At 68.8% G+C, this 16,595-nt stretch carries 5 protein-coding genes; 2 read left to right on the forward strand and 3 right to left on the reverse strand.

Translation table 11 applies throughout. The annotated features are described in order from the left end of the window. Nucleotides 1–153: 153 nt before the first annotated feature. From WME85_RS53315 to WME85_RS53325, 3 genes are all read right to left on the reverse strand, one after another. On the reverse strand, nt 154–519 hold the full coding sequence (locus tag WME85_RS53315) for a hypothetical protein (protein ID WP_437833668.1): 366 nt from the start codon (nt 517–519) through the stop codon (nt 154–156). A gap of 1,192 nt (nt 520–1,711) precedes the next feature. After that, nucleotides 1,712–2,782 (reverse strand): hypothetical protein, encoded by a 1,071-nt coding sequence (locus tag WME85_RS53320; protein ID WP_437833670.1) that lies wholly within the window; start codon nt 2,780–2,782, stop codon nt 1,712–1,714. A 237-nt stretch (nt 2,783–3,019) separates the two neighbouring features. After that, the gene (locus WME85_RS53325) at nt 3,020–4,015 is read right to left on the reverse strand and encodes a hypothetical protein (RefSeq protein ID WP_437833672.1); all 996 of its coding nucleotides are present in this window, start codon (nt 4,013–4,015) and stop codon (nt 3,020–3,022) included. Between the two features lie 625 nt (nt 4,016–4,640). Between WME85_RS53325 and WME85_RS53330 the strand changes: the two genes are divergently transcribed. Continuing rightward, the gene (locus WME85_RS53330) at nt 4,641–5,096 is read left to right on the forward strand and encodes a hypothetical protein (RefSeq protein WP_437833675.1); all 456 of its coding nucleotides are present in this window, start codon (nt 4,641–4,643) and stop codon (nt 5,094–5,096) included. A 131-nt stretch (nt 5,097–5,227) separates the two neighbouring features. Next, a complete protein-coding gene (locus tag WME85_RS53335; protein ID WP_437833677.1) occupies nt 5,228–16,594 on the forward strand; it encodes a SpvB/TcaC N-terminal domain-containing protein in 11,367 nt (3,788 codons plus the stop codon). The last annotated feature ends 1 nt before the right edge of the window (nt 16,595 follow it).

Below are 16,595 nucleotides of genomic sequence, written 5' to 3' on the forward strand. Positions count from 1 at the left end.
ACTGCCTGAATTTATAACTATGGCCTTTCAAACAATTCTCCTGGCTGCCTCGTCGGAGAGGACCACGCATCTGATGACGGGCGCGTCATGCATCCCTCCCGGGGCGGTATCACCGACTAGCATCGCAGGCTGGCTCCTGCCGGCGGCCCGCCGTTACAGCCGAGCGAGCCGTCCATCTTCGAGCAGCACCCAGGGGACTGACGCCGAGTACGCCTCGGTCCCGGCGATGGGCAGGCTTGGGGCATCCGTGAGCTGATCGAGTCCCTTGTCTCGGAGCCGCATCCCGCGTTCGGTGAGGCGATAGACCTCCGAGAGCATGGGGTAGCCAGCATCCGGCGGCTTTGGACCGGGTGCGCGCTCCACGAATGCGCCCAAACTGTGGTCTGCCCAGTGTTCCAGCCGGCGTGGGAGGAACAGGTCGCCTGTGCAGGAGAGCATCCGCCATAAATCCATTCCGGATCGCATGTCGCGGCTGACCACCGCGAGAGGAGTCTGCCAATTTTCCGACAGGATGGTCATGAGCAGCTCGTCGAATCGGCTGAGACGCAGGGCTCCGTCCGCAGTCCTTCTTGGAAAAAAGGAAGAGAGGAGTGACCACAAGGGAGCGAGCTCTGGAAACCCTTCGACACCACGTGCGCAACTCTGCGCGAGCCGCCTCGGGTCCGCTGCGGTGTACTGGCTCCAGAGGCGGACGGCACGCCGGTAGCGTTCGCGCGGCCAGGGGCGCGCTCCACTGAGCCGCGCCGGGAGTGTATCCATCTTGGACGCGGAGCACCACGTCGGCACGGCAGATTCTCGCGCATCCAGCCCGCGGAACGGCGGGTCCAGCTCGACGACAACGATGTCCTTACGCGGGATACCACACTCGTGCAGTCTACCGCAGACTCTCCAGAGACCCACGCGCTCGCGCAGATTCGTGGACGAAACCCACACGACGACCATGAGGCCTATCTTGTTATCAGCGCTGATGGGGTCGACGAAAGAGTCCCACCATGCCTGACGCGCAAGAACATGATCTGACGTGCCCATGCGGGACGGCCCGACAAGAAGGCAGTCGGAGTCGACGGCCGCGTTTGTGGCGCCTAGCGACGCAATGCGGTCCGCCACGCGAGGCTCGAACACTATATGTGTCGCACTAGCGATATCCACAGCGATAGCACTCACTGGATTCATATGGTTCGTTACGAAGGCAGTAGTCAAGGCAGTCGCGGCAGAACGTGTAGCCACTTGTCGTTATGCGCGTGCAAGGCCGCCCTTTGGCCTGACAAGCTTCGAAGTATTCGCTGCACCTGGTGACCGGGACGCATCCTGCCATCAGCTCCAACGAGTCGCTGCCCACTTCTTCGCCTCCGCCTTCGTCGCCACCTCTGAGGTAATCTCCCGCCCCTACGGATTCTGTCGGGTATCCAGCACCGGCGCCGCCCGCCTCCACTGTGTCGCAGGTGTAGGTCAAGTCGCAGATGGCCGCTGACAGCGTTCCGACGCGCCCGAGGCGGCGGCTGCCGTATCTCCCACGCAAGCGGCCCGCGGATTCAACATCGGGTTCGATTCCCGTCGCCTCGACCAGAGAGAGCCGCCGCACCTCGCCGCGAACGCCTGCCCATCGCATGCCCCGTCGTGACAACGGGACGGTATCGCCGCTGGCCTCACCGATCGGGGCAGCTATGGGGTAACGGCGCCAGGGCGACGCGCGACGCCAAGAAGCGCCGGGTCACTCCCGGCACGGAAGCTCGCAGCCCTCGCCTCCGCAGTCGATCCCGCCCTCGTCCCCGTTCTCCACGCCGTCCGTGCACGTCGGCGCCTGGCAGAGACCCGCCCAGCAGACGCCGCTCGCGCAGTCGGCCGGCTTCGCGCAGCCCTCGCCGACCGGACAGCGCGGGCAACCGTCCTCACCGCAGTCCACGCCGGTCTCGTCCCCGTTCTTCATGCCATCGGCGCAGGTGGGGGATGCGCAGACGCCGCCAGTACACACCCTGTCCTGGCAGTCCGAGCCCATGTCGCAGTGCAGACCCGTGGCGCACGGCCGGCACGGGCCGCCGCAGTCGAGGTCCGTCTCGCCGAGGCCCGCATCCTGCCGGTTGTCGACGCAGTGGGCAGGGACGCAGCGCGTGCCGTCGCACGCCAGCCCGCTGGGGCAAGCCAGCATCGGGTCTGTGTCGAGACACTCGACGCACAGCCCGTGGGCGCACACGCCGAGATCGATGCCAGGGCCCGAACACGGTTCGTCGTGGATCAGCCTGACATACGGCCTCGCATGGTCACAGCGATCTGTGGTGCACAGGTTCCCGTCATCGTAGGTGTCTTCCTGCTCCTCCTGAACGATGAGCTCGCCCCTGGCCGTACACTTGAGCTGCATGCAGTCGCCCCTGACCTGGGAGTCGATCCTGTCCTCGTGGATCTCCACCTCGCAGAGCCCATCCACGCACCGCCCCGTCCCGCACCGCGGGCTCGGCGGGCCAGGGCAGTCGGCGTCGCTCGCGCACTCCGGCTCGCATCCCGGCGTGCCCGCGGCGCACTCGTCGCAAGGGAGACACTCCCGCAAACACGCCGGATCCGTCGACCCCCGCTTGCAACAGATGCGCTCCGCCGGGTCGATGCACACGCAGGCGTTCCCGGCGCACGTCGTGCCGGGAATGGTCTGGACATTCGACCAGCAATCGATCGGTGATGCACACTCCCCGTTGGTATACGGCTGCTCACCACACGCAAGAAAACCCACGATGAGGAGAGAGCCCAGGAGAAAGAAAGAGGTGAAGATGTAACGCTTGACAGATCGATCCACGGTCCAGTCCTCCGGCACGAGGGCTGCAGCGCGACCACCCCGCGGCTCTGTCCGCCGGGGCGCCGGGCGCCGTCACCATCGGATCCTACCAGGAACGATCGTCACCTCCGAGGCCATCGCGCAGGTTTCCATCAGCAGCCGCGAGCGCGTCGCGTGGGCCGGGTGACCTCCGAGGTCATCGCGCAGGTTTCCATCAGCAGCCGCGAGCGCGTCGCGTGGGCCGGGTGACCTCCGCGCTCACCAGACGCCCCTCACCGCGACTGCGCCGGCGGAGACCACGAGCTCCGCTCTCTGCCGAGGCCAGAGGGCATACCCGAGGGTACCGGCCGCCACGACGCCGCCGAGGATGAGGCTCGCCGCGCCGAACGCGCGCGCGGTCTCCATCGTGTCCCAGTGCGCGTGCGCCCTGTCGCAGGCGGGTGAGGGGAGATAGCAGCGGTTCGGGCCCGCGTTCTCCGCAGCCCTGATCCCGGCATTCAGCTCCACTTCCCCCCAGGCGAAGAGGCCGGCGCCGGCCGCCACGAACACCCCGGCCCCGATCCCGCCCGCGAGGACGACGAGCCGCGATGCCGGCGGCGCGGGCGGCTCCCGGCGCGGGACGCGCGCGCTCCCGGACCGCGCGTGCGCCGGCGCCTTCGGCTCCGGCTCTGGCTCGCGCAGCTTGAGCCTCGCTTCCCGCGTCTCGCCTCGCGGCACGTCGACCTCGACCTCCCCGGCGGCGCCGCCGAGCTCCGCGCGGACGAGGTGCCGGCCGGGCAGGACGGGGACGGCGCCCCCCGCCGCGACCTCGGCCGGGTCGCCGTCGATCGTGAGCGAGGCGCCCGCCGGGGCGACGACACGGAGCTCGCCGACGAGCTGGCGCGCGCTCGCCAGGTCGGCGAGCCGCGAGGCGTAGAGGGCGCGCTCGTCAGGCGTCCGCGGCGCGCGCATGATCTCCTTGCAGAGCGACAGCCAGCGGACGGCCATGACCGGATCGCCCATGCGGTGGGAGAGCGCCCCGATGTTGCACGCCGCCACCTGGGAGCGATCGAGCTTCCAGACCGCGAGCCACGCCTCGCGCGAGTCCGCGTATCGCCCTTCCCTGAACGCGGTGTTCGCCTGGCCGATGAGCTGGGCCCTCGCCTGCGCCGTGGCCGCGGGGGCTTCAGGCGCTGCCTGGGCGCGGCCCGCGAGGAGCAGAGAGAGGGCAACACCCGCCTGCAACGCCGTCTTGCTCCGGAGAACCTTCATCACGGTTCAAAACTCCTGGCCACAAGCGCACGATCGAGCCCTCGGGAGCGTGGGCTCGGCACCCGCCTCATCGCGAGACATCCCGCTGGAGGCAGGTGACCGCCGGCTGGCCGCGATGCGCCCTGGTCCAGCGGTCATCCTACGCAACGATCGTTTCCTGCTCAAGCCCCCCGGCGGGCACCTCCTCTCTCGGAGGCGCCGGCCCGTGCCGAGAATCTCCGGCGGGAAGCCGCCCGCGGCGCCATCGTCTCCTCCCGAGGCGAACGGCCGACCCGGACGCCCCGCGTGCGTGGGCGTCCGCCCCCAGCAAACGCCCGCCCCAGCGCAGATGGACTCCGGTCGGGAGCGGCACCGGGTGTTGCCAGCAGACACGTCGATCGGCAGCTCTGCCCGCGGTGAATGCGACGGAATCGTGAAGTGACCGCCCGAAGCTTGCTCTGCGCACGAAGCGGTCTGGACGAACCGCCTGTCGCGATGCTTACATGCGTAACTGTCGTTCCAGGGCGTAGTTAACTTCGCCTTGAGACTTCCGCGTTGTGCGGTGCGCGAGCCCATGGTTCGCGTCCGTTAGAGCTTTGTTCACTCTCGGTACTGGCCCATGACCTGGGCCGTTCGGGAAGGATTCAATATGCAGCGACATGGCAGGCGCGCCCCGGGGCGGGGTGCGGTGGTGACGTGCGTTCAATCGCAGGATCGGCCCAGGATCGTGGGCTCTGGCTGGCTCTCGAGCTCGCCCCTGCGCAACGCCTCCTGGCTGGGCGCGATCTGCTTGCTGCTCCTCGCGTGCGAGGACGGCGCCTCGCCGAGCGTCGGCGGAGCGTCGAATCGGCTGACATCCAACGATGGCAGCACCGGCGTCTCGGAGTGCGACAGCTACCTCGATCAGTTCGAGCTGTGCATGCAGGCGACGTTGCCGTCTCACCAGTTCAATCAGCAGAAGGCTGGCATCCGCCGCCAGCGGCTCGCGTGGAAGGATATGGCCGACAGCGCCTTCAAGAAGCAATCGCTGGCGCACGTGTGCCGGCAGGCCATCACCACCGCGCGAGAAGAGTTCCAGACGTGTACCTGGAGCGGCGGGCTGTGAGGCCGTGAGGCCGCCGCTTCGAGCGCGCGTGAGAGGCGGTTGCCGGACTACTGGAAAGTCACTCGGATAACATTCGCCTCGCTTGTCATGGCCAGTGAGCGGCCAGCCGGCGAGTTGCGAGGGGACGCACCATGCTGAACGTCATCGGTCGATCCATCGGGGCTCGGACCAGGTATTTCGTCTTGATCCAGATGCTGGGGCTCGCGGGGCCGCTCGCCGCGCTGGCCGCGACGCCACCCCGAGCACCGAGCGCGGGGGAGCCCAGCTTTCCGCTCGAGGATGCGCTGCGCGAGGTCGAGTCCGCGGGGGCTGGGTTGCGCGACGCTTCGGCGCCGGAGAGCGCGGAGCAGGGGGCGGCGACCCCGTCGCCGGATTCCGGCGATGCGACGACCGTCGCGGCCGTGGCGTCGGCGGTGTGGCTCAACGCTCCCGCGAACGCCGATCCAGGGGCTGCCTGGTCGCTCTTCGACGGCGACGCGCGGACGACCCTGGCCTCACCCTCCGGAGCCCCCGTTCGCGTGGAGGTCCGCTTCGCCGAGCCCACGTGGGTCCACCAGGTCACGGGCTTCGGCCGGACCCGCGGCGCATTGACCATCACCGTGGATGGCGCCGCGGGCGAGCGCGTCCTCGAAGGCGTGGAGCGGCGCGCGCTCGAGCTGTCGGGCGCCCTCGTCCCCCTGCGCATGCCGCTGCCGGTCCTGGCCGAGCGGGCGCTCATCGAGTGGCTCCCCGGGGACGAGTCCGGCCTGGCAGAGCTCGCGTTCTGGGGCGCTCGCGATCCGGTGAGCGTGCTGCCGGAAGCTCACTGGGCCGACCGCGTGACGAGCAACGGCTTCCCGGGGGCGCTCGTCTTCTCTTCCGATCGTGCCACGGCGCGCGTCGGCGAGGTCGGGCAAGGCGCTCAGGCGTTCCAGGTCGACGTGTTCGCCGAGCCGCGGTCCCTGTCGCGCGCGTTCCTCGTCTACGAGCTCGAGGGCGTCTCGCACTGGAGCGGCGTGCCGCGCAGCATCAACGGGTCGGCCGAGCGCGCGTCGACGGCCCTCCCGCCGGCGAGCTCCAGGTCCGGTCTGCAGGTCGAAGAGATCAGCCCCGCGTGGCTCAAGCAAGGCGTGAATCAGGTGGCGTTCGGGGCGCCGCGGAGCTCCGTTCAGCACGGCTCCGTGTCGGGTTACCGCGTGAGCCACGTGCGCGTGGTCGGGATTCCGCACGGCGGCAGCTACGCCGCCGTCTCCCCCGCCGAGCTGTCGAGCGCCGCAGGTCGAAAGCCCTCGGCGCGAGCCATCCAGCTTGGAACGGGCGCCTTCGCCGGGCCATCGGTCCCCCACACGCTCGGCTTCCGCCTGATCGAGCCGTCGAATGGTCAGCTGGTCGCCAGCGCCGGAAAGGGAAAAGAGCGACTCGAGATTCCGCTTCGAGGCCTCTCGCCAGGCTGGCACCAATGGGACGCGGTGAGCGCGCTCGGAACGCTCGACTCGGTTCACTTCTCGTTGCACGGTGGCGACGAGAAGTCCGCGCCGATCGGCGATCTGCGCGTGGCCGCGAGCGCCTCGCCGGCGCAAGCTCGTCCGGAGCTTCGCATCGCCTACCCGCTGCACGGCGAGTGCGAGCACGGGCGAGCCTACGTTCGGGGATTCGTGCACAGCGCCGGCGTCGCGGTGACGAACGTCAGCGCCGAGGAGCGCGCCCTCACGCCCGCGGAGCTGGGCAGCGACGGCGCCTTCGAGCTCAGCGTCCCCGAGGCGCGGGGAGGGACTGCGTGGTCCGTTCATCTGCGGGCCACCCTGGCCGACGGCACCACCGTCGCTCGCGAGGTCGAGCTCGGGCCGTGCCTGGACAAGAGCGCGCTCGCGGCTGCTCCAGGCGGGCTCACGCCTGACGTGGGCGCGCCCTATGGCGAATGGGTCACGCCCGATCAGGCGAAGACGCTGCACCACGCGGGCGCGACGCTCGAGATCCCGGCGGGCGCGGTCTCGGAGCCGGTGCGCATCACGATTCGACCGTTGACGCGCGACCAGGCCTCGCCCGTCGGGCGCGGGCTCGTCAACGTCGTGCCGGGCAGCGGCAGCTTCCGCTTCGGCCCGGCGGGGCTCCGCTTCAAGCGGCCCGTGCGGCTCACGCTGCCCTTCGACCGCGAGGGCCTGCCGCCGGCAGCGACGACCCGCAGCATCTCGACCCTCTACTTCGACGAGCCGGTGGGTCTGTGGCGCGCGATCCCCAAGGTGGCGGACGCGAGCGACGGCGTGATGGTGAGCGAGACCGAGCACTTCACCGAGTTCATGAACGCCACGCTCCCGGCGCCGGACGCGCCGGGTCCCAAGAACTCCTTGCCAGATGAGATGAACGGCATCGAGCTCGGCAGCCCCTCGGCCGGCGTGGACCTGATCGCGCTGCCGGCCGCGAACCCACAGCGCACGGCGAACCTGGGCTACCCGCTGCGCGTGCCGCCGGGTCGCAGCGGCCTCGACCCCGATCTGGCGCTCACGTACTCGAGCGCTCGTGGCAACGGCTGGCTCGGCGTCGGCTGGGATCTCGAGATCTCGAGCATCCAGCACGACACGCGCTTCGGCGTCCCTGACTACGATGGCACGCGGATCCAGAACGACCACCCGGGTTCTCTCGCGGGCTCCGTGCGCTACGCGCTCGACGGCGCCCAGCTGACCGCCGCCGGTCCTGCCGCCGGCGGCGTGCGCTATCAGCGCCGCGTCGAGGGCGACTTCCAGCGCATCCTCCGGCTGCCCACGCCAGGCGACCCGGAGATCTTCTACTGGGAGGTGACCGACAAGAACGGGGTGAAGTCGGTCTACGGCAAGACCGCGAACGCGCGGCTCGCCGATCCCGGTGACGCCAGCCGTACCTTCAAGTGGAACCTGGAATACGTCGAGGACCGGTTCGGAAATCGAATCGTGTTCAAGTACTTCCAGGACACGCAGACGATGTCGGACGTCTCGATGCCGCAGGTCTATCCGAAGAAGATCTGCTACGGAGCCATCGCGTCCGAGATCGAGGACGATTGCGAGGGGACCTACACGGTGAGCTTCGTGCTCGACGCCGCCGACACCCGGCCCGATCGCAGCGTCGACGCGCGCCCCGGCTTCCCGATCAAGACGTCGCACCGGCTGGAGCGCGTCGACGTCGCCTTCGACTCCACGATCATCCGCAGCTACGATCTCCGCTACACGCTCGGCGCCTTCCAGAAGACGCTGCTCCAGGAGGTCGGCGTGCTCGGCACGGACGGCACCGAGCTTTACAAGCACGATTTCGAGTACGAGGTCCCGTCCGCGCCTCCCTTCGGGGCGGCTCAGCTCTGGGGCGAGCTGAGGTCCAGCACGGGTGTGCGCACCGAGCACGGGCTCTCGAGGACGAAGGGCTCGAGCTACGGCGGCGGCGGCGGCCTCGGCGTGAAGACCCCGATCATCTCTGCGAGCGCGAGCCTCGGCGGCTCCAGCGGGCACAGCCGGGTACGCCGCTCGCCGCTCGATGTCAGCGGCGACGGGTTGCTCGACTTTCTCACCGGCGCGAGCGGCAGCGTCAACACGGCGCCGCGCGACCTGTCCTTCGACGATCATCTGAGCTTCAAGAGCATCCCTGGCGTGGGCCAGAACTCGCTCGGCTACACGGAGACCGGCGGCTGGACGGCCGGAGCGGGGGTGAGCGTGCTCGGCGGCGCCGCCGGCATCGGCGGCAACCTCGCCCACACGGAGTCCGAGGATCGACACATCCTCTCCGATCTCGACGGCGACGGCTTCGTCGATCAGGTGTGGGTGAGCGACGGCGCCATCAAGGTTCGCAAGGGCGCGAAGGACCGCTTCGGGGAGGAGGAGACGTTCGGCGCGTACGACGAGTCGATGGTCGCCTTCGCGAACGCGGACCGCCTGCAGAACCAGAAGAACAGCTTCTTCCTCGTCGATCCGCTGGCGCGATGGAAGGCCCCCTTCGCCGGCACGGTGCGGATCGGCGGCGCCATCCAGAAGGACGTGGCGGGCGGCGACGGGGTCACCGTTTCGATCCTCAAGAACGACGCGGTCCCGCCGATCTGGACCCGGACCTTCGCCGGCGACGATCTCGCGCCGTGCGTGCCCACGGCGGGCAACGGCTGCAACGGCCCCACGCCGCTGGAGGAGCCGATCGGCGTCGGGGACGACCTCTACTTCCGCGTGAGCTCGGTCGACGACGCGCGCAAGGACCTCGTGCGCTGGTCTCCCGAGATCGCGTACCAAGGGATCGCCGCCAGCCGCATCGACGACCGTGAGGTCTATGGCTCCTTCGTCTACCGCACGTCGCTGGACGACGATTTCCGTCTCGTGGGCTTGCCGAAGCGACCCTGGATCCCGAACGCGCCGGGCGAGGTCAGCGTGCTCGGAGGGGGGACCAAGCTCTCGACCTCCGACGACGTCCAGCTCAACGTCTACAGGGTCCCGTCCGACGCGGACCAGTGGAACGAAGCGCAGATCGTGGCCACCGCCGCCCTGGCCGCGGGCTTCGAAGGGACGTATCAGGTCACCAGTACCGGGATTCGCGTCGACTCAGGCGACTTGCTCTACTTCGAGCTGAAGTCGGACTCGCCGGTGGACCCTGAGCGGGTCGGCTGGGAGCCCTACGTCGAGTACACGCGCTACAGCCGGCCGGACCCGGAGGCCGAGGTCTACGTGGAGGGGGCCGTGCTCGGGTGCGGTCCTTCCGAGGAAGATCCGGAGACGACCGTCTGCGAGATCGAGAACGACCCGACGCCGGAAGACCCGGTGCCCGCGAGCTTCATCGTGCAGCAGCCGGAGGTGAACATCGCGGTCTTCATGTGGGAGGCCGGCGCGCCGACCACGCCGGTGACGGCCGAGAGCTCGACCAGCGCGGGGAGCTTCATGAAGGGCGCCACGGATCACCCGGTGTGCGCCCTCGTGCAGGGCGTCAACAAGCTCTTCTCGAAGACGTGCCTCGGCCCCGCGGCGTCGGGCCCCGTCGCGCTCGACCCTCCGGACGGCATCGCTCCGGGTGAGCCCATCTACTTCACCCTGATCTCCAGATCGCCCGTCGCGCGTGTCGGCGGGGTGCCCGGTATCGGACAGGTGTTCTGGGACCCCTCGACCGGAGGCAACCTCGCGCCCGTCAACGTCCGCCGGCTGGATCCGGACTTCGAGGACACCGAGGCTCCGGCGCCCACGCACGACATGATGGCGGGCGGATACCACCGGTGGTCGTTCGGGGACTATCGCGGCGATCAGGCCTTCAGCGAGCCTGCGCTCCAGCGCTCCAACGTGAGCGGCGACACGTCGCCCTTCTTCTTCGCGACCATCTCCCGCCTGGGGCTGCCTGACGGCGCTGGTGCAGCCTACAGCACCCGCGGTCAGAACAGCTTCGTGGGGCGCGGGCTCTTCTCGCCCGGGCGCACGAAGGCGGGCCGCGGCTTCTCGGGAAGCGCGGGCGTCCAGGCGCTGCGGCTGTCCGATACGTGGAGCTATGGCCTGGACGCCAGCTTTTACAGCGTGAGCATGGGGATCGGCGCCGCCGACACGACGGGTGAGGTCGACCTCGTCGACATGAACGGGGACAGGTTGCCCGATCTGGTGACGCGCAATGGCGTCCTGTTCAACACCGGCGGCGGGTTCACCTCCAAGCGCGCGGTCGACTTCGACGAGTTCCGCGAGGTCGACCAGGAGAGCATGCGCTTCAAGGCGAGCATGTCGCTCGGCGGCAGCGACGAGAAGGACCAGGCGGTCCCGGACACGGACACGCGCGGCCGCACCCGCGCGGTCATGTCCACGAGCTTCTCCGTCGGGCTCGACTACGCGGTGAGCTCCGCGAAGACGGAGCTCCTCGACATCAACCAGGACGGCCTGCCCGACCGCGTGTCCTTCAATCCCGCCGGCGGAGAGCCCGTCGTGCGCCTCAACACGGGCTACGGCCTCACCGCGCCGATCCAGTGGTCGAACCCGGACTGGGATTTCAGCGGCTTCGGCCTCCGCGAGGACGTGCTGCAGACGGTCAACGTGCTGGGCGCCGAGACCGGCCCGAACGCGGCGCGCTTCGAGGACACCGGCTCGCTCAGCGCGGGCGTCTCGGTCGGCGCGTCGTTCAGCGTGGGCCTCTTCGGCGGGGGCGGGCACGTCGGCGCGGGGTACGTCTACAGCCTTAACCGGCAGGCGGTGGACTTCATCGACCTCAACGGCGATGGCCTGCTCGATCACGTGAGCCGGCTGCCCGGAGAGCAGGCGCTTCGTGTCAAGCTGAACCTCGGCGATCGCTTCGATACGGAGCAGACGTGGGCGCTCCCGCAGTGGCCGAGCCACGTGGAGACGGCGTTCAGCGACCTCGGCTCGAAGATCCTGGACGCGGTGGACGGCGGGGACGGCAACCCCGAGGCGCTGGGCTTCACCAACTCGCGAGACTACAGCGCGACCTTCGACGCCGAGATCTGCTACTTCTTCGTCTGCGGCAGCGTCTACGGCTTCTACAACGACACCGCAGGCGGCAGCGAGGTGGCCTGGCGCGACGTCAACGGCGACGGCATGGTCGACCAGGTCGCCAAGGTCGACGGCCGGGCCGAGGTCTACGTCAAGCTGAACCAGCTCGGGAGGGCCAACCTCCTCAAGGCCGTCAATCGACCCTTCGACGGCAGGGTCGAGCTCGACTACGAGCGCTATGGCAACGAGGTAGGCGACGAGGCGGAGCCGAGCGTCGACCTGCCGGGCAACAGCTACGCCCTCGTCGCGGTCCGCTCGATCGACGGCCGTGGTCAGACCCTGGCTCAGGCCCTGGACTACACGGCGCCGGCGGGCGGAGCCGCGCGCGCGCAGACGGGGAAGTACGATCGCGTCGAGCGCGAGGACTATGGCTCGTCGATCGTCACCATGACGCGCGGCGTGAAGAGCAGCGGCACGGGCGACGGCTCGCAGATCGAGACGCGGTACTTCAATCAGGACTACTACCGTCGTGGGCTCGTCCAGCAGGCGCTCGAGCACGACGTCGCGTCCAGCGGCGCCCCCATCCCTTACACGCGCCAGACGTTCACTTACGAGGACCCGACGCCCGCCGGGGTGAGCGTGCAGGGAAAGCCGGAGCCCATCGTCGGCTCCTTCTTCCCCGCGGAGACGCATCGCACCACGGAGTGGTTCGAGGGAGAGGCGACGCCTCAGAAGTCCACGGAGGAGTGGCGGACCTGGAGCTTCGACCACGGCGGCCTCGATACGCTCGCCTTGAGCGCCGACGAGGGCGCCGCGGACGACCTGTTCTACAAGGTCGAGTACGACACGCGGGGCTTCGGCTACTCGAGCGCCGATGAGCTCTACCTCGCGCGGCCGGAGAGCATCGTGGCGCGCAGCGGGGATGCGACGGGCGCCGTGCTGCGCGACCGGCGAGCCACCTACCATCCCACGACGGGCGCGCTCGAGACGTTCAGCAATCACGTCACCGGGGGTGGCATTCCAGGCTCCGCCGCGACGTACAGCGACGCAGCGAGCACGGTCACGCTCACGCGGGACAGCTTCGGCAACGTTCAGACGCTGACCGACCCGAATGCTTACGTGCTCACCTACGGCTACGACGAGACGGGGATCTACCGGACGAGCGTCACCGATTCCCTCGGGTACACGTCGACGAGCACCCCGGATTACCTGTTCGGCGCCGTCGCCACGGCCACCGACCTGAACGGCCACGGCACGAGGTACAAATATGATGCCTTCGGCCGCCTGGTCGCTGTGTGGGGCCCGAGCGACTTCGTGGCGGATCCCGTCGCGCAGGAGGGCGTGGTACCCACGCTGCGCGCCGTGTACGGGCTGCAGCCCGGCGCTTCCGCCGCCCCGTTCTGGGCGAGGATGGGGCACAAGGACGTCGTCCGCAACGACCCCGCGACCCCGGCCAATCTCCACGACTACGTCGAGACGGTCACCTTCATCGACGGCTTCGATCGCGTCATCCAGACCAAGAAGGATCTGGAGAAAGACTTCGGCGACCACACCGAGGTCGGGATGACCGTCAGCGGCCACATCGTGTTCGACGAGCGCGGCCGCCGGAAGGAGCAGGGCCATCCCATCTTCAGCACGGCGCCCGCCGCCGCCCTGGTGGACGTGGCGACGGTGAGCCCTGCCTCGGTCGCTCTCTCGACGAGCTGGGAGTACGACGTCCTCGGGCGCGTGACCAAGGTGACGACTCCCTCCGATCCGGAGGACATCGGTCAGAGCTTCGTCGAGACGACCACGACCTACGGGTTCGGGCTCGATCATGCCGGGGTCCTGCGCTTCCGCACCAAGGTCACGGCGCCCGACGAGGCCATGACGATCCAGCACCGCGACGTCGCGGATCGCGTGGTCGAGATGATCGAGCGCGCGAACCCTGCGGACGGCACGCCGATCCTCACCCGGTATCGCTACAACGCCGTGAGCGAGCTGGTCGAGGTCGAGGACGCTCAGGGGAACATCACCACGGCGACGTTCGACACGCTCGGACGCATGGTGAGCCTGAACAGCCCTGACGCCGGGCTCATCGAGTGGGAGTACGATCTGGTCGGCAACCTGCGGGAGAAGCAGACAGCGAAGCTGCGGGCCTCCTCGCAGCGCATCACCTACCAGTACGACTTCAATCGCCTGCGGCAGGTCACCTATCCGACGAGCGCGCCGCGGGTCTACACCTACGGTGGCCCGGCGCTCGCGGGTGACGCCAACGGGAACGTCGCCGGCCGCGTCATGACCGAGACCAGCGAGGCTGGCGAGCGGACCTTCCGCTACGACCGGCACGGCAACCGGGTCCAGGTGCAGGCGACGTTCAACCGGCTGCGCGAGCCGCACCGCGGTCCGTACCGCTACCAGGTGCAGCATCGGTTCGACGCGTTCGGGCGGGTCCTGCGTGTTCACTTCCCGGACCTGCGGGTCGGGAACAACCCCGACCAGATGGCGCTCGGCGACCCGAGCCGCGAGGTGCTGAGCTACAGCTACGACGCCGGCGGCAACCTGAAGAGCATCCTCGGGCTCAACACGAAGGTCAACGAGCAGCACCCCGACGAGTCGCCGAACACCATCTATCTCGCGCACCTCGGCTATGACGAGCTCGGGCAGAAGGTCCGGCTCATCGCCGGCAACTTCATCGAGACGACGTACCAGTACAAGCCGCGCTCGCGCCGGCTCGCCAACGTCAACGCGGACCACCGCGACCCGTCCCTGCGCCAGCAGAACAAGCCGGCGCGGCCGTTCCAGCGGCTCGACTTCACGTACGACGGCACCGGGAACGTGACCGAGCTGCGGAACGACGCGCCGCACGACAATCAGATGAACGGCAGCGTGCTCGTCGGCCACCTGCTGCACAGCTACCAGTATGACGCGCTGGACCGACTGACGCAGGCGAGCGGCGTGGTCCAGACCCGCAATGACTGGAGGTACCGGTACACGCAGACGTTCGCCTACGACGACATCCACAACATCACGCAGAAGGCGAACGCGAGCTACCGGCAGGTGCCGGACGGCGCCGGAGGGTTCCGGGACGACCACGTCATCCGCGAGCAGACGTACGACGCGATCTACACCTACGCGGGGCCTCGGCCTCACGCCGTCTCGCGCACCGCCGAGCAGCTCCCGGATGAGTCGCAGCGCTACGATCGCGTCTACGACTACGACGCGAGCGGCAACCAGCGCACGTGGACCTTCCGTGGCTCCACGCGCGAGATCAGGTGGAACGAAGAGAACCTCGCGAGCGAGATCCTGATCAACACCCAGACCCGCTCGCGGAATCTATACGACGGTGAGGGGCAGCGCGCTGTCTCGCGGCACGACGTCGTGGGGCTCGAGGAGACGGCGTACATCAGCCAGGACCTCACGATCCGCGACGGCCGCTACCTGACCAAGCACGTGTACGCGGGGGAGGCGCAGCTCGCGTCCAAGATGGACAGCGCCTGGCTGAACCACCCACCGACGCTGTATTTCCACACCGATCACCTGAGGAGCACGCAGTACACGAGCAACGAAGAGCAGACGCTGATCCAGCACAACGAGTACTTCCCGAGCGGCGAGCTCTGGCAGGACGAAACGGACTCCCGCTACGAGCAGGCCCGCCGCTACGTGTTCAGCGGCAAGGAGCTCGATGTCGGCACCGGGCTCTACTACTTCGGAGCGCGGTTCTACGACGGGCGGCAGAGCCAGTGGGTGAGCCCGGATCCGATGGTCGCGCAGTACTTCGGTGGGGGGCCCGCGCTCGGGGTGTACGCGCCGTTCAACCTCAGCCTGTACGCGTACGCTGGCAACAACCCCACCAACTACGGCGATCGCAACGGGCAGTACGTCGAGTCGGTATGGGACGGCATCAGCCTGGGGCTGGGCATTGTATCGCTGGCCGACAACGTGGCGAAGGGCCAGTGGGGGAGCGCCGCGCTCGACGCCGGCGGTATCGCCCTGGACGCGCTGGCGTTGGCCCTTCCGGTGGTGCCTGGCGGCGCGGGCGCCGCGATCAAGGGAGCCCGTGCCGCCGACAAGCTGAACGACATGCGGAAGGCGGTCGATCAGGGCGCGGATGCGGCCAAGCTCGTGGCCCAGCACGGCGACGAGGTCGCGGACGTCAGCCGGCGAATGGACGATGTCGCGGATCTCGGCAAGCAGGCCGACGTCTGCACCGGCCCGGGGTGCGGTATTGCGGGCAAGTGCTTCGTCGCCGGTACGGAGGTGGCGACCTCGTCCGGGCTCGTGCCCATCGAGACCGTCTCGGTGGGCGACCGGGTGCTGGCGTCGGACGGCCGGAGCGAGACGCTCGTCGACGAGAGCTGGCGGCTGGTCGAGCTCGAGATGCCGGTCCGGGCGGGGGCGCGCGACACAATCGAGATACGGCTGCTCAGGCCGCCCTGGTGGCTTGAGGCGCACGGGGTTGCGGAGGGGCGGAGAGTCTGGCTCTCGTATGAGGAGATCTCGCTGGCCGGCGAGGCGCTGGTGACGCACATCGGGCCGGCCCCGCGGATAGCGGCCGTGCCCGGGCGGGTCGTGCTCAGCACGATCAACCAGATGGCGAGCGACATCGTCCACCTTCGCTTCAGCGGAGAGGGCGAGGTCATCGAGGCGACGTCGTCGCACCGGTTCTATTCGGTCGCTCGCGGCGACTGGGTGAGGGCGGACAGCCTGGAGGCGGGCGAGCATGTGAGGACCGCGACCGGCACGCTTGCGATTTCCGGTGTGGATGTGCTACGAGGTGCGCAGCGCGTCTTTAACCTGGAGGTCGAGTCAGCGCACGAGTACTTCGTCTCCGAGCTCCGGGTGCTCAGTCACAACACCGAGCCGTGCGGTGGGGGAGCCGCGAAGGGTGGTGCCGGGGAGCTGAGCAAGGAGGCACAGCGGGGCATCCGTTCACTAGAGAAGCGGATCGCCGAGCACGAGAAGAAGCTCGCCGACTTCAAGGCCAACCCTAGCGTCAGACCGGGGATGGAGGGTCAACCTAAGGAGGTCATCGAGGCTGCCCAGCAGTCGCGCATCAGGCACCTCGAAAAGGAGATCCAGACGTTCAGGGAGAACATCGAGAAGCTCAAAGGGGGTAGTTGAT

Origin of the sequence: Sorangium sp. So ce1153 (assembly GCF_051521595.1) — a bacterium.
GTDB lineage: Bacteria > Myxococcota_A > Polyangia > Polyangiales > Polyangiaceae > Sorangium.

What these genes read in the sequence shown, in the direction of transcription:
- WME85_RS53335 (WP_437833677.1), top strand. Translation starts at nt 5,228, where the DNA reads ATGCTGAACGTCATCGGTCGATCCATCGGGGCTCGGACCAGGTATTTC.
- WME85_RS53330 (WP_437833675.1), top strand. Translation starts at nt 4,641, where the DNA reads ATGCAGCGACATGGCAGGCGCGCCCCGGGGCGGGGTGCGGTGGTGACG.
- WME85_RS53315 (WP_437833668.1), bottom strand. Translation starts at nt 519, where the DNA reads ATGACCATCCTGTCGGAAAATTGGCAGACTCCTCTCGCGGTGGTCAGC.